Below are 19968 nucleotides of genomic sequence, written 5' to 3'. Positions count from 1 at the left end.
TGATCGTCCCGTTCGATCCGGGATCACGCCGCGTCGAGGCCGGGCGCCAGCCGGCTCATGATCTTGCGCTGGACCACGGCGAGATGCTCCCACATCGCCCGTTCCGCCGTCTCCGGATCGCGGGCGGCGATGGCATCGGCGATGGCCTTGTGCTCCTGGTCTCGGGCGAGGATGCGGGTCGGGCTGGTGGCGCTGTCGCTGTCGGCGAAGCGCAGCCGCCCGTCGGTCGCCACCTGGTGCAGCAGCACGTAGAGCGCCGAGGCCAGGCTGTTGCGCGAGCCGACCGCCACCGCCTTGTGGAAGACCAGGTCGGCGGCGCTGGGGCTGGCGCCGGGGGGTGTCGTGGCCGCCCGCTGGATGCGCTCGATCTCGGCCGGCGAGGCGCGCAGGGCGGCGAGGCGGGCCAGCGCCGGCTCCAGCACCATGCGCAGCTCCATCACCTCGATGGGATTGGTCGACTTGACCAGGTTGGCGCCCTGCTGGACGCTCTGCGAGGCGCGCCGGCCCGCCCGGGCCGGCTCCAGCTCGCCCGAGGCGCGCAGGGATTCCAGCGCCCGGCGCAGCATGTGACGCTTGATGTTCAGCCGCTCGGCGACGGCGCGCTCCGGCGGCATCGAGCCGGTCTCGGCGATGATCTCGCGGATCGCCGCCATGATCGACTGCACCGTATCGAGCCCGGTCGCGTTCTGGACCTTCTGGGCCTTGGGCATTCTGCGGCTCTTGGTCTCGGGGCCTTCGGTCGAAGCCACTCCGGTCCTCCCTTGCCGCGGAGCGGCCTGTCGTCCCCTGCCGCGGAGCGGCCCGTATCATCGGGAAGCCGCGAGGCCGACCCGCCGGAGCCCCCTCGACTTTCCGGCCAAGGGTACCAAAAACATCCACCATCTGACAACATTGGTTGCAACCGGGTCGCAACTCTTTTTTGCGGCAATCCGTCAGGTGGTGGTGCAGGGTGGATTCTGGACAGTTTTCCCGATATTTCGGCCGGAACCGCCGGGTTTGGCGACGAATTCGACACATGTCCGACCCGAGGGGACGCGGCGACGCGCCCGCGGCAGGCGGAACCGGCGGCCCGGCGGCGTCGGCGATTTGCAACCATATCGGCAAACCATTGTCTGAAATTGGTTTGATGTCTAAGCTCGGGCCTGCCGGCGCGCGCCCTTCGGCATGGCTGCAGCCGGTGTCTGGAGGAGCCCATGCCCTACGCACCCGAGCAGGACCCGGTCCTGACGCTGACCACCGGGCCGGTGGATGCCTATGCCGCCGTGCTGCGCGGCCTGGCGCGGCCGGTGCTCTACGACTACGATCCGGCCTTCCAGCTGACCTATGAGCGGGTGGTGGCGGACAAGCTGCGCCGCGCCCTGCGCAGCGCCGGAGTGCCGGTGCTGCTGCACGGCGAGCCGGTGCTGGGCCTGGAAGCGGCGGCGGCCTCGCTGATCCGCCGCGGCGACGTGGTGCTGAACCTCGTCTCCGGCGTCTACGGCAAGGGCTTCGGCTTCTGGGCGAAGCGCTATTGCGCCGAGCTGATCGAGCTGGAAGTGCCCTATGACGAAGCGATCGACCCCGGTGCGGTCGAGGCGCAGCTCAGGGCGCGGCCCGACATCGCCGTCGTCGCGGTCTGCCACCACGACACGCCGTCCGGCACGATCAATCCGGTGCGCGAGATCGGCGCGGTGGTGGCGGCGCACGGGGCGCAGTTGATCGTCGACGCGGTCTCCTCCTTCGGCGGCATGGACGTCGACCCCGAGAGCTGCAAGGCCGATATCTTCGTCACCGGGCCGAACAAGTGCCTGGGCTGCCCGCCGGCGCTGTCGATCCTCGGGGTGAGCGACCGGGCCTGGGCCCGGCTGAAGGCCAATCCCGACGCGCCACGCGCCTCGATGCTGAGCATCCTCGATTGGGAGGACGCCTGGCGGCGCGACGCGCCCTTCCCGTTCACGCCTTCCGTCGCCGAGGTCAACGGCCTCGAGGCGGCGCTCGATCTCTATCTCGGCGAGGGGCCCGAGCGGGTCTGGGCCCGCCATGCCGGCACGGCGGCGGCCTGCCGGGCCGGCGTCCAGGCGATGGGCCTGAAGCTCTGGCCGGCGCGCGAGGCCATCGCCTCGCCGACCGCCACGGCGGTGCGCACGCCGGAGGGCGTCGACGAGGCGGCGCTGCGCGCGGCGGCGCGGGCCCGCTACGGCGTGGTGTTCTCCTCCGGCCGCGGCGAGACGCTGGGCCGCCTCACCCGCATCGGCCATATGGGCCCGACGGCCCAGCCGATCCATGCCGCCACGGCGGTGATGGCCCTCGGCGGTGCGCTCGCCGCGCAGGGCGTGCGCGTGGATGTCGGGGCCGGCGCGGCAGCGGCGATGGCGGCGATCGACGGGGAGGGGTGAAGGGGGAAACGGGCTGCGCGGAAGGTCCGGCCTGCTTCACCCGCCACGGTAGCGTCATGGCCGGGCTTGACCCGGCCATCCACGCGACCACGGACGAGAGTCGTAAAAAGCGCTGCCGAGGTCGCGACAAACACGGGCTATCGGCGCGTGCGCGTGGATGGCCGGGTCAAGCCCGGCCATGACGGTTGCGTGTGGGGAGTCCGCGCCGCCATCTCCTATCGTCGCCCGCTCCCCCTACCTCTGATCCTCCGGCACCACCCTGCCGTCGATGGTCATCGGCTCGCCATCCAGCGAGAGTGAGCAGGCGCGCAGCGGGATGTCCATGTGGCAGGGGGTGTTGCGGGTGCCGCCGGCCTCGGTGTTGGGGCCGCTGGAGAACAGGAAGTTGCCGGCGAAGGAGCGGGCGTCCATGCTGAGGCCGGCCTCGGGGTCGTAGAGGCCGAGCGTGGTCCAGTGGGCGCGCTTGTGCAGGCCCCAGCCGACATGGGCCATGGCGTAGGCATCGGGGTCGTCGAACGTCTCCATGTAGCTCTTGAGATATTCGGCCTCGAAGCCGCCCTCGATGCGCCTGATGATGCCCTTCTCGATGGTGAGGGCGATCGGCTCGCGGGCGTAGCGCTTGAAGGGCAGCAGGATGTCGCCGGTGTCGATGACGATGCGGCCCTCGCAGCTGCCCTCGTCCGGCCAGGTGGCGACGAAGCAGCTCGGCCAGTGGTCCCAGCCGCCGGGCTGGTCGACGAAGCCCTGCTGCTTCAGCACGGGGTACTGGCCGACCGCGCAGGAGAACTCCGTGCCGGCCTTGGAGGTGACGGTCAGGGTCTTGGCGCGGGCCAGCCGCGCCGCCGCCGCCGTGGCCCGGCGGGCATCGTCCGGCGTCGGCTTCATGCGCAGCATCACCTCCGGCGGCTCGCAGGCGAGCAGCATGCGCGCTCCGGTCTTGAGGATCTCCTCCTGCTCCGGCGAGAACAGCAGCATCATCGTGTCGATGACGAAGTCGCTGTGCTTCATCGCCTCCAGCGCCGGGCGGTTGCCCTTGAGGGCGGTGTGGCCGACATAGCCGGACTTGTCCCGGGACAGCGCCACGTCGCCGTTGAGCGGCGGCAGCGTCAGGATGGTGAGGATGCCGCCGAGCTGGCCGACGGCGATGCGCGCCGTCGAGACCAGCTGCGGGTTGCTGTCGTCGCTGACCAGCAGGCAGACCTGCTCGCCCGCCCTGAGCTTCGACAGCGTCAGGACGTCCTTCCAGGCCTCCACGAGCGCCAGGTCACTGATCGCCATCCCATGCCTCCTTCATGCCGTTGCGTCTTCAGGCCGCCAGCGAGTCCTCGACGAAGGCGGCGGCGGCGAGCAGCCGCGCATCGTCGCCGAGCCGTCCCACCAGCTGCACGCCGACCGGCAGCCCGCCCGGCCCGAGCCCGGCCGGGACGGCGATGCCGGGCACGCGCAGCATGGTCCAGGCGCGATTGAAGACCGCGTCGCCGGTCGAGCCCAGGCCGGCCGGCGCCTCGCCGGGCGCGGCCGGGGTCAGCAGCGCGTCGAGATCGCCGATGAGGGCATGGAAGCGCTGCTGCAGCGGCGCCAGCGCCGCGACGGCGGCGTCGTAATCGGCCAGCGTGATCGCTTCCTTCTCCGCCATCAGGGCGAGGGTCTTGGGCGCCAGGCGTTCGGCGAGGACCAGCCGCTCATGGGCGAGGGCCTGCATGAGCTCCCAGCCCATCACGATGTCCTGCATGGCGAAGAGCTCGTCGAACCAGCCGGGCACCGCCACCTCGCGCACCGCGACGCCGCGCGCGGCCAGCGCCGCGACCGCCCGGTCGAGCGCCTGCCGCGTCGCCGCCTCCGCCATGTCCCAGCGCGAGGTGCGGAACAGGCCGATGCGCGGCGGCAGGGCGACGTCCGGCACGGCGAGCGCGGGGCGCCGGGCCAGCACCGCGACGGCATGGGCGGCGTCGCGCACGTCGCGCGTGATCACGCCGAGCGTGTCGAGGCTGCCGGACAGCACCTTGATGCCGGCCCGCTCCAGCGTGCCGTAGCTCGGCTTGTAGCCGACGACCCCGCAGAACGAGGCCGGCCGCACGATCGAGCCGGCGGTCTGGGTGCCGAAGGCGAGCGGCACCATGCCGTCGGCGACCGCAGCGCAGGAGCCGCTGGAGGAGCCGCCGGGCGTGTGGCCGGGGTCGAAGGGGTTGCGCGTCTTGCCGGGCGCGACGAAGGCGAACTCGGTCGACACGGTCTTGCCGAGCATCACCGCGCCGGCCTGCCTCGACAGGGCGACGCAGGGCGCGTCCCAGGCGGGCCGGTAGCCCTCATAGGCGGCCGAGCCGTAGGCGGTCGGCTGGTCGGCGGTGTCGATGATGTCCTTGACGCCGATTGCGACGCCGGCGAGCGGCCCGTGCGCGCCGGTCCGGTCGCGCTCGCGCGCCTCGGCCAGGGCGAGCTCGGGGTCGAGGAAGGCCCAGGCCCGCACGGCGTCCTCGCGCGCGGCGACGCGGGCGAGGCAGGCGGCCGTCGCCGCCTCCGCGGTCAGCGTGCCGGCCTGCACCGCGGCGGCGATGCTGCGCACGCCCGGCATCCGATCTGCCTGGGAATCTCGCTGGCTCATGGCTGGGGCGTCCGTGACGGGGAGGGCGGCCGGCGCCCGGCCCAGGGCCGAGCCCGTTCGAGCTGGCCGGCCAGGGCGAAGAGCAGCCCGTCCCTGCCGAAGCCGGCGCCGAGCTGCGCGCCGATCGGCAGGCCCTCGGCCGAGAGGGTGGCCGGCACGCTCATCGCCGGGCAGCCCGAGGCGTTGAAGGCGCAGGTGAAGGGGCCGTGCCGCCAGAACTGGTCGTAGAAGGCGTCGAGCGACTGGCCGGCGCCGGCCATCTGGCCGAGGAGCGGCGGCAGCTCGGCGACGGCCGGCGACAGCAGCACGTCGTAGCGGGCAAAGAAGCGGCCGAGCGCCCGGGCCGTGGCGTGGAGCTGGTTGACGGCACGGAGGTAGTCGACGCCGGACTTGCCGCGCGCCTCCTCGATCCAGGCGGCGTTGACCGGCTCGACCAGGGCGAGGGGATCGGCGAGGCCGCGGCGCTCGCCCTGCAGCGCCACCGCCGGCGCGACGTTGACGCCGACGATCACGCGCCAGGCCGCCTTGAGCGCCGGCGCATCGTAATCGGTGTCGGTCTCCTCGACATGGTGGCCGAGCTCCTCGCACAGCCGCCCGATGGCGCGGGCGGCGGCGAGGCATTGCGGATCGACCGGCGTGCCGAGCGGCGAGCGCAGGGTGAGGCCGATGCGCAGCGGCGGGGGATCGCGGTCGAGCTCGGCGAGGAAGGGGCGCTCGGGCTGGGGCGCGGCATAGGGATCGCCCTGGTCCGGCCCGGCGGAGGCGTCGAGCAGGGCGGCGCTGTCGCGCACGCTCCAGCTGACGCAGTGCGGCGTCGACATGCCGGCGATGCCCTCGACCACCACCGGGCCGAGCGGGTTGCGCATCCGGCTCGGCTTGAAGCCGAACAGGCCGCAATGGGAGGCGGGCAGGCGGGTGGAGCCGGCCCCGTCCGAGGCATTGGCGAGGGGAACCAGGCCGGCCGCCACGGCGGCGGCCGAGCCGCCGGAGGAGCCGCCCGGGCTGCGGCCGGGATTCCAGGGATTGCGCGAGGGGCCGAAGGCCAAGGGCTCGGTGGTGAAGCTCAGCGCGAATTCCGGGGTGTTGCTCTTGCCGATCGGCACCAGCCCGGCATTCTTGTAGCGCTGGACCAGCGTGCTGTCCGTCGGCGAGACCACGCCCTGGAACAGGCGCGAGCCCGTGGAGAGCGGCGTTCCCGCCATCTCGAAGCCGGTGTTCTTGATCAGGAAGGGCACGCCGCGGAACGGCCCCGCCGGCAGGCCGGCCTCGATCGTCCGGCGGCCGAGCTCGAAGAAGGGATGGACGACGGCGTTGAGGAGCGGGTTCAGCGCCTCGATGCGCCGCACCGCCTCCTCCAGGAGCTCCAGCGGCGTGACCTCGCGGCGGCGCACGAGCTCGGCGAGGGCCGTGGCATCGAGCCGTCCGTACTCGGCGATGGCGCTCATGCCGGTGCTCCCGCGCGCGCCTGGCGCTGGAACTCGGCCGCGTCCCAGTAATCCCGGAGCCCGGCGATGGCGCCGCCGGCGAGCTCGAAGACATGCACGCCCGGCAGGACGATCGGCTGGCCGACGCCGCGGATCGGGCCGAGATCGCGGGCGAGGCGGCCGCTCATGATGTAGGGGACGACGACGCTGGCGCCGGCGCGCACCGGCTCCCGCACCGTCCAAGCGACGTCGGGCAGCATGGCGAACAGGCGCTGCAGGCCGTCGGCGAGCGCGGCGCGCCCCTGGCGCCGCCGCCCGGTCGCCGCTTCCTCCAGCCAGCCGTCCGGCGCATGCAGCCCCGCCGCCGCCTCGGCGTCGTGCCCGTTATAGGCGGCATAGAAGGCTTCGATCGTGTCGTCCGCCATGGCTTGTCCTGACGCCTTTTGAACGCGACGCAAGGTTTTTCCCTTCCCCCTTGTGGGGAAGGGTGAGGGATGGGGGTCCATCAGGACAGGGCGAGCCCCGTGTCAACCACCCCCACCCCTAGCCCCTCCCCACAGGGGGGAGGGGATCGGTCGGCGTCGAGGTCTTCGCGATAAGCGTCGATATCCTCGAAGGCCTCCCCCTCACTCCATTCCCGCCAGCTTCTTCACCTGCGCCATGAAGCCGTCGCGCTTGACCTCGTTGTAGAGGCGCTCGCGCAGGCGCGGGGCCGGGCTGGCGTTGACGTTCTCGAACAGGGCGACGCGGCCGGCGAGCGAGCCGGAGGTCATGTCCCAGACGAAGTTCATCAGCTGCTCCTTGGCCATGGCGCTGACGCCCTTGCCCGGCAGGAGGTCGCGGAGATAGTGGCCGATCTCCGGGTTCTCGAACGCCGCCTTGCCGAAGCGCATCACCAGGCCCTGGCCGCACAGCTCCTGCAGGGTGTGGATGATGCGCGGATAGTGCTGGATCGAATAGAGCCGGCCGGCGGTGAGCATGCCGACGTCGGGCGCCATCACCTCGCCCTCGGTCGGCTTCGCCTTGGCCTCGGCGGCGTAGACGAAGGCGCGCAGGGTCTGGGCATATTCGATGATCTCGCCGAGCATGCCCTGCACCGCCGGAATATGGCTGGTGCCGAGCACGTCGAGCACCAGCTGGCCGGCGCCGACGAACAGCTCCGCCTTGACGGCGAGGCGCGTCAGCACGTGCCAATGGGCGAAGGTGCAGACCGGGCCGTAATATTGCATGGCCGTCGGGTCGCCGAGGTTGAAGATCCGCTCGGTCGGCACGAAGACGTTGTCGAAGATGATGAGCTGGTCGGCCTCCTCGCCGAGGCTCGCCACCGGGTGATCGAAGGGATCGGCGCCGGGATGGGAGACCGTCTCGCGCGAGATCATCCGGATGCCGTCGGCGTTGATCGGCACCGAGGCCCAGATGCAGGCCTCGGCTGGCGTCTCGCGGATGCCGCCGAGATTGGTGAAGAAGATCTCGTTGGCCTGGGCCGAGATCGAGCCGACGGTCTTGGCGCCGGAGACGCGGATGCCGCCCTTCTCCACGCTCTTGACGCGCAGCAGCGAGGCTTCGACGCCCTTGGGCGAGGAGCGGTCGTTCTGCGGGCCGGTGAGGCTCTCGGACGCCGTGAGGTTGTTGTCGCGGCCGAAGGCGATGTAGTTCTGGATGTTCTCGGCGAAGTCCGGCGAGCAGCCCTCGATCAGGGATTTCTTCGCCCTGAAGGTCGGGAGATAGGCGAGCAGGCCGACGGCGATGGCCGGCGCCAGATCCGGCGGGCGGCCGAAGGTGCCCGCCGTCTTCAGGCTGGAATATTCGATGATCTTGCGGCGGTCCTCCAGGTCCTTCAGCGTGCGCGGCACCTGCCAGGCGCGGCTGACGATGGCCCCCGTCTGCGGATCCTCATAGGTGGTGGCGTCGGCGAATTCCTCGGTGAACTGGTCGTCGAACATGGAGGCGATGAGGTCGATGCCGGCGCTCAGCGCCGGGTCGTCGGTGACCTTGTCGAGCTTGCGCCCGCCCACCCAGATCTGGCGCCCGTCGTCGAGCGAAGCCTTGAACTCGGCGCCGGTCTTCAGCTTGACCGGGCGGTCGGCGACCGACCGCAGTTTCCCCGCTGCCGATTCCATGATGGAATCCTCCCTCGAACAGTGCCAAAACGTGTCTGGCCGGAGCATCCGGCGGATGCAGCGACCCTTCTGGAATCCGCTTGGGGCCGGCCGTGCGACGCGGCGCCCCTTTGACGCCATACAACCATTCATTCGGAAAAATGGTCAAGACCGGTTGCCGCTTTTTTTCGGCCCGACCGGCCGGTCGTGATGCGGTGAGGCATCGATCCCGGCGTGCAGGCGGAAACGTCAAGCTCCGCAATGGAAGCTTAACATATGGACTTGATCGTCCGTATTTCCGGTTCATTGTCTCACTGCGAAACTATGTACAGGGAATTGATGCAGCTTATCACGTGCAGAGGTGACAACAGGGCATCAGACTCTATTTCGGAGTATGATTTTCCGGCATGAGGATCGTGCATCGATTGCGATGAGTGCCACGAAATCGTCGGAATATGCTGACCGCATTCAGCGGCTTGCGAATTCCATCCGGGCGGCGAGGCAGGGCGCCTCGGCGCGGAGGTATCGGGCGGCTCCGGCCGGCCGGATTGACCAATAAAATCGCTTATGGTTGAGTGGTTGTCGTGGCGGGTGGAGCGGCCTTCGCGGGCGCTCCGCCGCCCGGTCCGCTCCCGGCCGGCCGCCGCCGGGGCCGTAGGGTGAAGGTCATGCAGGACAGGTGCCGCGACGGGCTCGTCCCAGGGCGTGCCGGGACGCCGGACAGGCCGGCTCCGCCGCGGCGGGCTCAGCGGCAGACCAGCGTATCGTCGCCGTCGCGGCAGGTGAGGGCGATGTCCCCGGGCACCGCGCCGGCGGCGCGGGCGAGCGGCACCGGGCTGCGCGTCGCCCAGGAGCGGCCGGCAAGGCCGCACCACAGGTCGATCAGCGGCATGCGGTCCTGCCTGGCGTTGAGCACGAACACCTCGCCATTGGCCTTCGACGCCCACAGCGTCGTGCGGATGCTGGCGCCGGGCGCGGCCGTGCCGAGCTCCACCGAATACCAATGCGCGGTCGCCGCCGTGCAGGCGATGGGCCGCCCGCCGGCATTGACCGCGGTGAAGGGCACCGGCGTCAGGCCGTCCGTGCCGCGCACCACCACCAGGGCTTCCTCGGCCGCCAGCGGGGCCGGGGCGAAGAGGAGGCCGGCGAGCAGCGCGAGCGCGGCGGACCGGCGGGGCATCGACATCGTCGTCTCCGATATTTGGGCTTGCGAGGCGCGATGATCCTATTACGATAAAGCAAGATCACAAGTTAAAAAAGTAAACCATCGAACCATGACAAGAGGAGAACGGATCATGAGTGCCGGACGTGTGCGTCTTGGCTTGGCTGCATTGGCGTTGTCTGTGGCCTTCTCGTCGGTTTCCTTTGCGGCCGACGTCAAATCCATCGCTATATTGACGCCTGAGCAAGGAACGGATTTCGGCTGGAACCAGCAGGGCATCGCGGCCGCCAAGGCCGCTGCCGAGAAGGAAGGCATCAAGGCTGTCGTGGCCGAGAATCTCGGCTATGGCGACGTGCGCCCGACCCTGCGCGAGCTCGCCGAGGACGGCGCCGGCCTGATCATCGCCCATGCCAGCGGCTACAACACCGCGGCGCCCGAGATCGGCGCCGAGATGAAGGTGCCGGTCGCCATCACCGACATGCCGAGCGCCGCCAAGCCCGGCGCGGTGGCCGATTACACCATGAGCGGCCACGAGGGCGCCTATCTCGCCGGCCGCCTCGCCGCCAAGATGACGCGCACCGGCACGGTCGGCATCGTCGTCTCCGGCGAGCCTCCGGGCTGGAACACCCAGTCCGCCGCCTTCGCCGAGGGCGTCAAGGCGGAGAAGCCGGGCACCACCATCCGCTACGCCGTGATCGGCCCGGCCGCCTACAGCGACGCGGCCGGCGGCAAGCGCGTGACGGAATCGGTGATCGCCGCCGGCGCCGACATCATCTTCGGCCAGGGCAACGGCTCGAGCTTCGGCATGCTGCAGGCGGTGGAGACCACCAAGGCCACCGACGGCGGCAAGGTCTATTTCATCGACGTGATCGGCGACAAGTCCAGCCTCGACAAGGGCAACCTGCTCTCCTCGGTGGTCTGGAACCTGACGCCGGTGTTCACCGCGATGATCGAGGACCTCAAGACCGACAAGTTCGGCACCCACGGCTACGGCATCAAGCTGGCGGACGATTCGGTGTCGCTGCTCAAGACCAGCCACATCCCCGACGACGTCTGGAAGCAGATCGAGGGCATTCGCGCCGACATCATCAGCGGCAAGATCAAGGTCGAGCCGCAGTTCGACGCCGGCGCCGTGCACGCCCTGGTGACGCAGCTCGCCACGGCCCAGTGACCGCCCGCGGCGGACGGGGGCGTTCCCCGTCCGCCGTGGTTTCGAGATCCCAGGTGTCCATGCTCCGACCCGACCAACCCCATGCCGGCCCGCCCGGCGGTCCGGCCGCGCCGCTGGTGTCGCTCACCGGCGTGACCAAGCGCTTTCCCGGCGTGGTGGCGAACGACGCGGTCAGCCTCGACCTTCTGCCGGGCGAGGTGCACGTGCTGCTCGGCGAGAACGGCGCCGGCAAGTCGACCCTGGTCGGCATGCTGTCGGGGCTGCAGCAGCCCGACGCCGGCGAGATCTGCATCGACGGAAAGGCGCAAGCCATCACCTCGCCGCGGCGCGCGCTCGACCTCGGCATCGGCACGGTGTTCCAGCACGCCATGCTGGTGCCCTCCCTCACCGTGGTCGACAACCTCGCCCTGGGCGGGCCCTGGTGGCGCCGACCGGACCGGGCGGGGCTCGCCCGGCGCATGGCGGAGGTCTGCCGCGGCATCGGCATCGCGGTCGATCCCGCCGCCGTCACCGGCCATCTCTCGCTCGGCGAGCAGCAGCAGGCGGAGATCGTCCGGGCGCTGATGCGCGGCAGCCGGGTGCTGATCCTCGACGAAGCCACCGCCATGCTGACGCCGAAGGGCTCGGAAGACCTGGGCGCCCTGATGCGCCGCCTGGTGGCGCAGGGCCTCGCCGTCGTCTTCATCACCCACAAGCTCAACGAGGCGCTGGCCTTTGGCGACCGCATCACCGTGCTGCGCCTCGGCCGCAAGGTCGGCGAGATCGGGCCCGAGCGCCTCAAGGCCATGGATGCCGGCACGGCCACGGCGGAGGTGGTGCGGCTGATGTTCGGCGCCGCCGCGCCGGTCGACGCGGCGGTGGGCGAAGCCGCCGCGCACGCGCCGCGCCGGCCGGCCGGGCCGGCGCTGCTCGAGGTGGCGGACCTTGCGGCGGACGACCCGTCGACGCCGCTCGCCGGCGTCGCGCTGTCCGTCGCCGCCGGCGAGATCCTCGGCATCGCCGGCATCGACGGCAATGGCCAGAAGCAGCTCGCCGAGGCCCTCGCCGGGCAGAGGCCGGTCCGCGCGGGCACGATCCGGCTCGACGGCCGGCCGATCGAGGCGCTCGACGTCGGCGCGCGCCGGGCGCTCGGCCTGCGCTACGTCACCGACGATCGCCTGGGCGAGGGCACGGTCGGCGCCTTCCCGGTGGCGACCAACCTGGTGCTGAAGGAGATCGGCGAGCCGCCGTTCTGGTCGCGCGGCATCGACCGGCCGGCGGCGCTGGCCGCCCATGCCCGGGCGCTGGTGACGGCCTACGACGTGCGCACGCCGGGCATCGAGACGCCGATCGGCAAGCTCTCCGGCGGCAACATCCAGAAGGCGCTGCTGGCCCGCGAGCTCTCCGGCTCGGCCCGGGCGGTGATCTTCGCCAAGCCGACCTACGGGCTCGACGTGCAGAACATCCGCGCCACGCGCCGGCGCATCCGCGAGGCGGCGGCGGGCGGCATGGCCATCCTGCTGATCTCGACGGACCTGGAGGAATTGCTGGAGCTCGCCGACCGGATCGCCGTGATGGCGCGCGGGCGGCTGGTCGGCACCGTCGGCAATGACGGCGAGGCGCGCCGGCGCGTCGGCGAGATGATGAGCGGTGTGGCGGCATGAGCCTGGAGACCCTGGAGACGAGCGCCGCCGAGCCGGCACCCGGCGGTTCCGCCGAGCGCGGCGCCTGGATCCGCGTCATCGCCATGACGCTCGGCCCGATCGCCGCGGCGCTGGTGCTCTCGGGGGCGATCCTGCTCACGCTCGGCGTCGATCCCCTGGCCTATTACGCCACGGTGCTGGAGCGCGGGCTGCTCTCGCCCTACGGCCTGCAGGCGACGGTGACGCGGATGGCGCCGCTGCTGCTGCTCGCCGCCAGCCTGATCGTCGCCTTCCGGGCCGGCATCTGGAACCTCGGCGGCGACGGCCAGTTCCTGCTCGGCGCGGTGACCGTGGCCGCGGCCGGGCCGCTGCTCGCCACGGTGGCGCCGGTCTGGCTGACGCTGGTGCTGTGCCTGGTGCTCGGGGCCGCCGTCGGCGCGGCCTGGTCGCTGCTGCCGGCGCTGCTGCGCGCCTATCAGGGCGTCAACGAGATCATCACCACGCTGATGATGACCTTCCTCGGCGTGTCCTTCGCCAATGTGCTGGTCAAGCTCGCCTTTCGCGATCCCGCCACGACGGTGCCGCAGACCCGCACGCTGGTGGTCGACGACCGGCTGCCGCGGCTGTTCGGCACGACGATCTCCAGCGGGGTGATCATCGGCCTCGTCGCCATCGTCGCGGTGCACCTGGTCATGACGCGCACCGCTTTCGGCCTGAAGCTCAGGGTCGTCGGCGCCAATGCCACGGCCGCCATCCATGCCGGCCTCAACGTGCCGCGCCTCACCGTGGCGGTGTTCGCCATCTCGGCCGGGCTGGCGGGGATGGCGGGGGCGGTGGAGATCCTCGGCGTGCAGGGCAATGTCCGCGCCGACTGGAACCCGGCCTACAGCCTCACCGTGGTGCCGCTGGTGTTCCTGGCGCGCTTCAACGGCTTTGCCGCCATCGTCTTCGTCTTCCTGTTCTCGGTCCTGTCGATCGGCGGCGAGAGCGCGGCGCGGCGGCTCGGCGTGCCGAACTTCTTCACCCTGGCGATCGTCGCCATCCTGCTGATCGTGCTGGCCCTGGCCGAATATCTCGACCAGCGCCGGCGCGAGCGGATCCGGAGCTGAAGGCGCGCCATGGGCCTGCTCACCGAAGCCTTCCTCACCTCGCTGGTGCTCGGCGCGATCACCGCCGGCCTGCCGCTGCTGCTGGCGGGCCTGGGCGAGCAGATGTCGGAGAAGGCCGGCGTGCTCAATGTCGGCATCGAGGGCATGATGCTGACGGGGGCCTATTGCGGCTTCCTCGTCGCCTATGACAGCGGCTCGATCTGGCTCGGCTTTCTCGGCGGCATCGCCGGCGGCATGCTGGTGGCGGCGCTGATGGCGCTGTTCTGCGTCCGGCTGGGGCTCAGCCAGATCGTCATCGGCATCGCCCTGACGCTCGGGGCAGAAGGCATCACCGCGCTGCTGCACCACGTGCAGTTCAGCCAGACCTATCCGCGCCTGCCGGCGGCCGAGACCCTGCCGATCCCGCTGCTGTCGAAGATCCCGGTGATCGGGCCGGCGCTGTTCGACCGGCCGGCCATCGTCTATCTCGCGCTCGCGGCGGTGGCGGTGCTGAGCGTCCTCTACCGCTCCACCCATCTCGGCGTGGCGCTGCAGGCGGCGGGCGACAAGCCGGCAGCGCTCGATTCGGCCGGGGTCGACGTGGCTCGCACCCGGACGGTGGCGGTTCTGACCACCGGGGCCCTGGCCGGGCTCGGCGGCGCCTTCATGGCCGAGATCGGCGCCGGCATCTTCATCCCGTTCATGACCAACGGCGCCGGCTTCATCGGCATCGTCCTCGCCATGCTGGCGCGCGGGCGCCCGCTCTGGGTCCTCGGCGGGGCGCTCCTGTTCGGGGCGTGCCTGTCGATGACCACGGCGCTGCAGGTCGCCGGCGTCGACATCCCCACCGACGTGATCCAGATGCTGCCCTTCGCCGCGGTGACCCTGGTGCTGGTGCTGTTCGGCCGGCGAGCCAGCCTGCCGGCGGCGCTCGGCGTGCCCTATGTCCGTGGCGCGCGGTGAGATGGCGACGACCGGTACGAGACGCGACGCCAGCCGATCCCCTCCCCCTTGCGGGGAGGGGTACGGGGTGGGGGTCGTACAGGATGAGGCGGGACCCACGCCATCGCGCCCCACCCTCCATCCGTATTCATGGAAAGCCGAGGGATGGAGGGCCATCAGGATAGGTCGAGCCCTATGCCAACGCCCCCCAGCCCCTTACCCCTCCCCGCAAGGGGGAGGGGAGACGCAGGCGGCGCGCCTTGTTCGACACGCGTCCATCTCGCCCCGCCGTCAGCCCCGCCCCGCTCCCCTACTTCCCCGCGTCCACCTCCTTGAACACCTCCCGTGCGATGCGGAAGCTGTCGAGGGCGGCGGGCATGCCGCAATAGACCGCGACCTGCAGGAAGATCTCGCGGATCTCGTCGCGGGTCAGGCCGTTGTTGAGGGCGCCGCGCACGTGCAGCTTGAGCTCGTGCGGGCGGTTGAGCGCCGCGATCATGCCGAGGTTGATCATCGAGCGCTCGCGCCGCTCCAGGCCCGGGCGGCTCCAGACCTCGCCCCAGCAGAAGCGGGTGACCAGCTCCTGCATCGGGCGGGTGAAGTCGTCGGCCTCGGCCAGCGAGCGGTCGACATAGTCCTTGCCGACCACGTCGCGGCGGATTTGCAGGCCTTTGTCGAAGAGGTCGTCGCTCATGGCTGTCTCCGTTCAGGGGGCTGGAAGGGCGGCGCCGAGCGCGGCCGCGGCGGCGCGCTCGACATGGCGGATCGCCGCGGCGCGCGCCGCGGCGGCGTCGCCGGCCCAGAGGGCGGCGAGCAGGGCCTCGATCTCGGCGAGCGAGGCGGCGCTGCGGCCGGGATCGGCGAGGGAGCGGACGCGCAGCCGGCTGATGCGCGAATTGAGCCGCGCCAGCAGCTCCGGGACCACGGTGTTGGCGGCGCCGGCGCAGAGGCAGTCGTAGAAGTCGCGCTTGGCCGCCAGGATCGGCTCGATGGGGCCGCCCTCATAGGCGCGGCGCAGGGCGTCGGCCGCCGCTTCGAGCCGGGCCAGGGCGGCGGCATCGGCGCGGGCGACGAACTGCTCGGCCACCTGGCCTTCCAGGGCGGCGCGCACGGCATAGATGTCGGCGGCTTCGGCCGGGCTGAGGCCGCCCACGGCGAGGCCGCGGGCGCCGGCGACGAGCAGGCCCTCGCTCTCCAGCTCGCGCAGCGCCTCGCGCAGGGCGGTGCGGCTGACGGCGAGCTCGGCGCAGAGTTCCTTCTCGATCAGGCGCGTGCCGGCCGGCAGGGCGCCGGTCTCGATCAGGCTCCGCAGCGTCGCCGCGATCTTGCGGCGCAGCGGCGCCGCCTCCTGGCGCAGCGGCGCCAGGCCGAGCCCGGCGAAGGTGGCGGCCTCCGCCATGGGCTAGAGGCCCGCTTGCGCGGTGAGGAAGGACAGCACAGCCGCCTCGAAGCGCTCGGGCTGGTCGAGATTGGCGAGATGGGCGGCGTCGGCAATGTGGTGGAGCCCGGCGCCCGGAATCAGCGCGGCGATCGCCTCGGACAGGGCCGGCGGCGTGCGGTTGTCGCGCTCGCCGACGACGATGCGCACGGGCACGCGGATGGCGGCCATGAGGTCGCGCACATCGCTGGTGAACACGGACGTCGCGCAGGCGATATAGGTCTGCGCATCCATGGCGCCGAGGCTGGCGGCGAGCTCGTCGAACACGGGGCGCGGGGTGGCGGGCAGCAGCGTGTCCTGCGCATAGCGCCGGCCGAACTCGGCCATGCCGACGTCGCGCACGACAGCGGCGATGGTCTCGGCCCGCTTGGCGCCCGCTTCGCCCTGGTTGGCGAAGCTGTCGGCGATGACCAGGCTGGCGACGCTGCCGGGCGCCTGCGCGATCAGATGGGCGCTGATCGGCCCGCCCATGGAGATGGCGACGACATGCGCCGGTGCGAGGCCGAGCGCGGCGATGACAGCCGCGAGGTCGGCGGCGATCTCCGGCACGGTCGGGGCGCCGCGCGCGGTGGAGCGGCCATGGCCGCGCGCGTCGACGGCGATCACGTCGAAGAGGGACGACCAGCGGCGGATCTCGTCCCGCCACAGCCAGGCGCCCGTGCCGAGGCTGTGGACCAGGAGGAGGGGCGGGCCGCTGCCGGCACGCTCGTAGTGCAGCGTCTCGCCGCGGACCTCGATCGTCTGCATGGCCGGCCCTCCCGTTCGACAATGTATGACAGTATGACGATAGTTCTGTCATACGCTAGTTTGCTTAAAGCAGCCGTGCAAGGGCCCCGACGGAGCCCGCAGGCCGGCGACAGACGAGGACACGCATCATGAAGGTCGAGAACGACGCAGCCGGCGTGACGGTGATCGAGATCACCCGCGCCGAGGACGGCAACCACATCCGCTCGGCGGACCTGGTGACGCTGGCCGGGACCTTCGACGCCGTGGCCGCGGAGCCTGGTCTGCGCGCGGTCATCGTCGCCGGGGAGGGCGCGGATTTCTGCTGCGGGCGCATCGGCGCCAAGGGGCTGACGGCCGCGAGCGACATCCGCGACGACCTCGAGCTGATCCTGGCGGTCAACCGGCGTCTCAACGGCCTCGACGTGCCGGTCATCGCCGCGGTGGAGGGCCGGGCCTTCGGCTTCGGCTGCGGTTTCGCCACCCAGTGCGACCTCACCATTGCTGCTGCCAACGCGCGATTCGCCCTGCCGGAGATGAGCCACGGCCTGCCGCCGCTGATCGTGCTGTCCTATTTCGGCAAGTTCGTGCCGTCCAAGAAGGCCTTCGAGCTGGCGCTGACCAGCCGGGAGTTCGGCGCCGAGGAGGCGCAGGCGCTCGGCATCGTCAACGAGGTGACGGCGCCGGGCGGGGCGCTGGCGCGGGCGCGTGAGCTCGCCGCCTCCATCGCCGCGATGGACGCGGATTCGGTGCGCCTGCTCAGGACCTTCTGCCGGCGCATGGACGGCATGACCGACGACCACATGGCCCGCACCGGCGTCAACACCATGGCGCTGTCGCTGTCGGCCCGCGCCCTGCGCCGATAGAGGCGGCCATGAGCGGGAGCGTGCTCTTCATCGGCGTCGGGCGCATGGGCGGGCTGATGGCGCTGCGCCTGCACCAGGCCGGCGTGCCGCTGGCCGTCGCCGACCTGTCGGACGCGGCGCTGGCGCCGTTCCGCGGCCTCGGCCTGCCGGCTGCCGCCGCCGGGCGCGACCTGCCGGGCGATGTCGTCATCTCGATGCTGCCGACCGCGGCCGATGTGCGCGAGGCCCTGCTCGGGCCGGCCGGGGCCTGCCGCGGCGCCGTGTCCCGGCGGGCGGTGATCGACATGACCAGCGCCACGCCGGCGGCAACCGTGGCGCTCGGGCGCGAGCTCGAGGCGCTCGGCATCGGCCTGATGGACGCGCCGGTGAGCGGCGGCATGGCCGGCGCGAAGGGCGGCTCGCTGACGGCCATGGTCGGCGGGGACGCCGTCCTGTTCGAGCGCCACCGCGCGCTGCTGGCGCCGATGTGCGCCAGCGCGCGCCTGGTCGGGCCGCTCGGGGCCGGCCACACGCTGAAGGCCCTCAACAACTATCTCTCGGCGGTGACGCTGTGGTCGTCCTGCGAGGCGCTGCTGGTCGGCACGCGGCTCGGCCTCGACCCCGAAGCGATGCTGGAGGTGTGGAGCCGCGGCTCCGGCCGCAGCCACGCCGTCGACGTCAAGCTGCCCCGCCACGTGCTGCCGCGCAGCTTCGACTTCGGCCAGAGCCTGGAGCTGTTCTGCAAGGACATCGGCATCGCCGTCGCCCTGGCCGAGGAGGCCGGCGTGACCGCCCCGGCGCTCGCCGCCGCCGCCGCCAACTGGCGCGAGGCCCGCGACAGGCTCGGCGCCGGCGAGGACATCACCGCGGTGATGAAGCTGCTGGAAAGCTGGGTGGGGGAGAGGGGTTGAGGGGGGAGCTCAGCGGGGCTTGGTTCAGAGTGGAAGGAGAAATGTGCCTCCTCCGGTACGGATAGTGTTCGCGTGGATGGCCGGATCAAGTCCGGCCATGACGGAACGGTTGCGGAAAGAACACTGACGGTTGCGCCACCCGCGACCGTCATGGGCGGACTTGATCCGCCCATCCACGCGAACGCGACATTGCAGACCTTGGTGCGGCAAATGTCCGGCTCTCTTCACCCCTGCTGCAGCAGCTCCCGGGCCGTGCGCTCGTCGGTGACGAGGTGGGTGACGTAGCCGCCGGCGAGGCAGGCGTGCAGGGCGTTGACCTTGTCGGGGCCGCCGGAGACGCAGATACGCTGGGGGATGGCGGCGAGCTCGGCGAGGGTGATGCCGACCAGCCGCTCGTGATGGGCGCCGTCGACCGGCCGGCCGTCGATATCGACGAAATGGCTGGCGATGATGGCGATGGCGCCCCGCGCGACATAGGGCGCGATCTCGGCCGGGGTGAACATGCCGCTCTGGAAGATCGTGCCGTCTATGGTGAGGTCGGCGACGCCGAACACCACGCGGTTGCAGCTGCGGGCTAGCGCCAGGTGGCCCGCTATCGGCGGCTCGGCAGTCAGCATCGCCCGCATCGTCGGGCTGGAGACGAACATCGGCGCGTGCAGGTGGTTGCAATGGGCCTGCAGCCGGGTGGCGACGTTGAGCGTGCACAGCTCCGGCGAGAAGGCGTCCTTGGCGGTGAGGCTGCCGGTGATCTGCACCACCTCGATGTCGCGGAGCGGCGGGGAGGGCGCCGGCAGCGCCTTGGAGAGCGCCAGCACGGTGCGGCCGAAGGAGACGCCGAGCCGGTCGCCGGAGCGCAGCTCGCGGGCGAGGAGCTGGGCGCCGGCCGTGCCGATCCGTTCGGCGGGATGGCTCGCCCCGCCGTCGTCGGGCACCAGCACGCAGTCGGCGAGGCCGTATCGCGCCGCAAGCCCCCGGGCGAGGGCGACGCGCCCGGCGGCGCCGGGATCGAGCGCGACATGCACCACGCCGCGTCGCCTGGCCTCGCCGAGCAGGTTGACCACCGTGGCGCGCGACACGCCGAGGAGGCCGGCGATCTCGCTCTGGGTCAGGTCGTCCTGGTAGTAGAGCCAGGCGGCGGCGACCACGGGATCGAAGCCCAGGCCGCTGAGCGGCGCAGGCGCGCCGGGGTCCCCGGGCGCGACATCCGGACCTTGGCGGCCCCTTCGCACGGTCATGGCAGTCTCCAGGCCGGCACGGTGCGGCGCCGCTTGGCAAATGTCAAACGCGGTTTGCAAATGCCATTGACAGCGCTCGCAACCCCGTGAGAGGCTTCGTCCCGGGGGATGCCCAAGGCCTGCGGCGACGCTGCGGCCCTGGTTGGTTGGGAGGGCCGGCGGCGCGGCATGCCGCGCCGGTCCCGTACGCACGGGGCAATCGACGAATCCCGCTTCAGAAAAGTCCGCGCCGCGCCGGCCGTTCCGGTGCGCCGCGACAGGGCCGGCGCTTTGCGTCCGGCCGCCATGGCGCCTGCGAAGGACGGAGGGACATCCTCTTCTGCCGAAGACC

18 protein-coding genes are annotated in these 19968 nt (G+C 71.6%); 7 read left to right on the top strand and 11 right to left on the bottom strand.

Annotated elements, in window-relative coordinates:
* Window positions 1-23: 23 nt before the first annotated feature.
* Window positions 24-749 (bottom strand): FadR/GntR family transcriptional regulator, encoded by a 726-nt coding sequence (locus QO011_RS03950; RefSeq protein WP_307267975.1) that lies wholly within the window; start codon window positions 747-749, stop codon window positions 24-26.
* Between the two features lie 444 nt (window positions 750-1193).
* On the opposite strand from QO011_RS03950, the gene ppaT reads away from it, so the two are divergent.
* Window positions 1194-2375 (top strand): pyridoxamine--pyruvate transaminase, encoded by a 1182-nt coding sequence (ppaT, locus tag QO011_RS03945; RefSeq protein ID WP_307267973.1) that lies wholly within the window; start codon window positions 1194-1196, stop codon window positions 2373-2375.
* 234 nt (window positions 2376-2609) lie between these two features.
* Here ppaT and QO011_RS03940 read toward each other — a convergent pair whose 3' ends face one another.
* The 6 genes from QO011_RS03940 to QO011_RS03915 all read right to left on the bottom strand — a co-directional run bounded on the left by QO011_RS03940 (window position 2610) and on the right by QO011_RS03915 (window position 9686).
* Window positions 2610-3653: a 2,5-dihydroxypyridine 5,6-dioxygenase NicX family protein gene (locus tag QO011_RS03940; RefSeq protein ID WP_307267971.1), complete on the bottom strand. Its 1044-nt coding sequence runs from the start codon at window positions 3651-3653 to the stop codon at window positions 2610-2612.
* A gap of 28 nt (window positions 3654-3681) precedes the next feature.
* Window positions 3682-4938, bottom strand: coding sequence for an amidase (locus QO011_RS03935; protein WP_307267967.1), 1257 nt, complete (start codon window positions 4936-4938; stop codon window positions 3682-3684).
* A gap of 35 nt (window positions 4939-4973) precedes the next feature.
* Window positions 4974-6422 carry an amidase gene (locus QO011_RS03930; protein WP_307267965.1) on the bottom strand — a complete coding sequence of 483 codons (1449 nt, stop codon included), beginning with the start codon at window positions 6420-6422 and terminating at the stop codon, window positions 4974-4976.
* Complete coding sequence (locus QO011_RS03925) at window positions 6419-6826, bottom strand: nuclear transport factor 2 family protein (protein ID WP_307267962.1); 408 nt, start codon at window positions 6824-6826, stop codon at window positions 6419-6421. The genes QO011_RS03930 and QO011_RS03925 overlap by 4 nt, the downstream gene beginning before the upstream one ends.
* A 201-nt stretch (window positions 6827-7027) precedes the next feature.
* Window positions 7028-8521, bottom strand: a complete 1494-nt coding sequence (locus QO011_RS03920; protein ID WP_307267958.1) for a 4-hydroxyphenylacetate 3-hydroxylase N-terminal domain-containing protein — start codon at window positions 8519-8521, stop codon at window positions 7028-7030.
* 724 nt (window positions 8522-9245) lie between these two features.
* Entirely contained in the window at window positions 9246-9686 is a 441-nt protein-coding gene (locus QO011_RS03915) for a hypothetical protein (protein WP_307267954.1), read from the bottom strand.
* Window positions 9687-9774: 88 nt separating this feature from the next.
* On the opposite strand from QO011_RS03915, the gene QO011_RS03910 reads away from it, so the two are divergent.
* The 4 genes from QO011_RS03910 to QO011_RS03895 are packed head-to-tail and all read left to right on the top strand — an operon-like array spanning window position 9775 to window position 14506.
* Window positions 9775-10833, top strand: coding sequence for a putative B6 ABC transporter substrate-binding protein (locus QO011_RS03910; RefSeq protein ID WP_370881896.1), 1059 nt, complete (start codon window positions 9775-9777; stop codon window positions 10831-10833).
* A 59-nt stretch (window positions 10834-10892) separates the two neighbouring features.
* On the top strand, window positions 10893-12476 hold the full coding sequence (locus QO011_RS03905) for a putative B6 ABC transporter ATP-binding protein (RefSeq protein ID WP_307269219.1): 1584 nt from the start codon (window positions 10893-10895) through the stop codon (window positions 12474-12476).
* Complete coding sequence (locus QO011_RS03900) at window positions 12473-13564, top strand: putative B6 ABC transporter permease subunit 2 (protein WP_307267951.1); 1092 nt, start codon at window positions 12473-12475, stop codon at window positions 13562-13564. The genes QO011_RS03905 and QO011_RS03900 overlap by 4 nt, the downstream gene beginning before the upstream one ends.
* A 9-nt stretch (window positions 13565-13573) precedes the next feature.
* Window positions 13574-14506, top strand: a complete 933-nt coding sequence (locus QO011_RS03895) for a putative B6 ABC transporter permease subunit 1 (protein ID WP_307267950.1) — start codon at window positions 13574-13576, stop codon at window positions 14504-14506.
* Window positions 14507-14795: 289 nt separating this feature from the next.
* Here QO011_RS03895 and pcaC read toward each other — a convergent pair whose 3' ends face one another.
* Genes pcaC through QO011_RS03880 form a run of 3 tightly spaced genes read right to left on the bottom strand, consistent with a single transcriptional unit; the run spans window position 14796 to window position 16670 of the window.
* On the bottom strand, window positions 14796-15179 hold the full coding sequence (gene pcaC / locus QO011_RS03890) for a 4-carboxymuconolactone decarboxylase (RefSeq protein WP_307267947.1): 384 nt from the start codon (window positions 15177-15179) through the stop codon (window positions 14796-14798).
* Between the two features lie 12 nt (window positions 15180-15191).
* The gene (locus QO011_RS03885; protein WP_307267945.1) at window positions 15192-15884 is read right to left on the bottom strand and encodes a GntR family transcriptional regulator; all 693 of its coding nucleotides are present in this window, start codon (window positions 15882-15884) and stop codon (window positions 15192-15194) included.
* 3 nt (window positions 15885-15887) lie between these two features.
* Window positions 15888-16670 carry an alpha/beta fold hydrolase gene (locus QO011_RS03880; protein WP_307267943.1) on the bottom strand — a complete coding sequence of 261 codons (783 nt, stop codon included), beginning with the start codon at window positions 16668-16670 and terminating at the stop codon, window positions 15888-15890.
* A gap of 128 nt (window positions 16671-16798) precedes the next feature.
* On the opposite strand from QO011_RS03880, the gene QO011_RS03875 reads away from it, so the two are divergent.
* Together QO011_RS03875 and QO011_RS03870 are read left to right on the top strand one after the other, a co-directional pair.
* On the top strand, window positions 16799-17512 hold the full coding sequence (locus tag QO011_RS03875) for an enoyl-CoA hydratase/isomerase family protein (protein ID WP_307267941.1): 714 nt from the start codon (window positions 16799-16801) through the stop codon (window positions 17510-17512).
* An 8-nt stretch (window positions 17513-17520) separates the two neighbouring features.
* Window positions 17521-18402: an NAD(P)-dependent oxidoreductase gene (locus QO011_RS03870; protein WP_307267939.1), complete on the top strand. Its 882-nt coding sequence runs from the start codon at window positions 17521-17523 to the stop codon at window positions 18400-18402.
* Between the two features lie 224 nt (window positions 18403-18626).
* Here QO011_RS03870 and QO011_RS03865 read toward each other — a convergent pair whose 3' ends face one another.
* Window positions 18627-19637, bottom strand: a complete 1011-nt coding sequence (locus tag QO011_RS03865) for a sugar-binding transcriptional regulator (RefSeq protein WP_307267936.1) — start codon at window positions 19635-19637, stop codon at window positions 18627-18629.
* Window positions 19638-19968 lie beyond the last annotated feature (331 nt).

The sequence above is a fragment of the Labrys wisconsinensis genome, from assembly GCF_030814995.1.
GTDB classification, from domain to species: Bacteria; Pseudomonadota; Alphaproteobacteria; order Rhizobiales; family Labraceae; genus Labrys; species Labrys wisconsinensis.
The sequence above is the reverse complement of the archived record's forward strand: the minus strand, read 5'-3'. Positions and strand labels throughout refer to the sequence as shown.

Bases quoted from the DNA above. Each gene is read 5' to 3' on its own strand.
- QO011_RS03865 (WP_307267936.1), bottom strand. From the start codon at position 19,637: ATGACCGTGCGAAGGGGCCGCCAAGGTCCGGATGTCGCGCCCGGGGAC.
- QO011_RS03905 (WP_307269219.1), top strand. From the start codon at position 10,893: ATGCTCCGACCCGACCAACCCCATGCCGGCCCGCCCGGCGGTCCGGCC.
- QO011_RS03920 (WP_307267958.1), bottom strand. From the start codon at position 8,521: ATGGAATCGGCAGCGGGGAAACTGCGGTCGGTCGCCGACCGCCCGGTC.
- QO011_RS03900 (WP_307267951.1), top strand. From the start codon at position 12,473: ATGAGCCTGGAGACCCTGGAGACGAGCGCCGCCGAGCCGGCACCCGGC.
- QO011_RS03870 (WP_307267939.1), top strand. From the start codon at position 17,521: ATGAGCGGGAGCGTGCTCTTCATCGGCGTCGGGCGCATGGGCGGGCTG.
- QO011_RS03925 (WP_307267962.1), bottom strand. From the start codon at position 6,826: ATGGCGGACGACACGATCGAAGCCTTCTATGCCGCCTATAACGGGCAC.
- QO011_RS03940 (WP_307267971.1), bottom strand. From the start codon at position 3,653: ATGGCGATCAGTGACCTGGCGCTCGTGGAGGCCTGGAAGGACGTCCTG.
- QO011_RS03910 (WP_370881896.1), top strand. From the start codon at position 9,775: ATGACAAGAGGAGAACGGATCATGAGTGCCGGACGTGTGCGTCTTGGC.
- pcaC (WP_307267947.1), bottom strand. From the start codon at position 15,179: ATGAGCGACGACCTCTTCGACAAAGGCCTGCAAATCCGCCGCGACGTG.
- QO011_RS03875 (WP_307267941.1), top strand. From the start codon at position 16,799: ATGAAGGTCGAGAACGACGCAGCCGGCGTGACGGTGATCGAGATCACC.
- QO011_RS03880 (WP_307267943.1), bottom strand. From the start codon at position 16,670: ATGCAGACGATCGAGGTCCGCGGCGAGACGCTGCACTACGAGCGTGCC.
- QO011_RS03895 (WP_307267950.1), top strand. From the start codon at position 13,574: ATGGGCCTGCTCACCGAAGCCTTCCTCACCTCGCTGGTGCTCGGCGCG.
- QO011_RS03930 (WP_307267965.1), bottom strand. From the start codon at position 6,422: ATGAGCGCCATCGCCGAGTACGGACGGCTCGATGCCACGGCCCTCGCC.
- QO011_RS03885 (WP_307267945.1), bottom strand. From the start codon at position 15,884: ATGGCGGAGGCCGCCACCTTCGCCGGGCTCGGCCTGGCGCCGCTGCGC.
- QO011_RS03915 (WP_307267954.1), bottom strand. From the start codon at position 9,686: ATGTCGATGCCCCGCCGGTCCGCCGCGCTCGCGCTGCTCGCCGGCCTC.
- ppaT (WP_307267973.1), top strand. From the start codon at position 1,194: ATGCCCTACGCACCCGAGCAGGACCCGGTCCTGACGCTGACCACCGGG.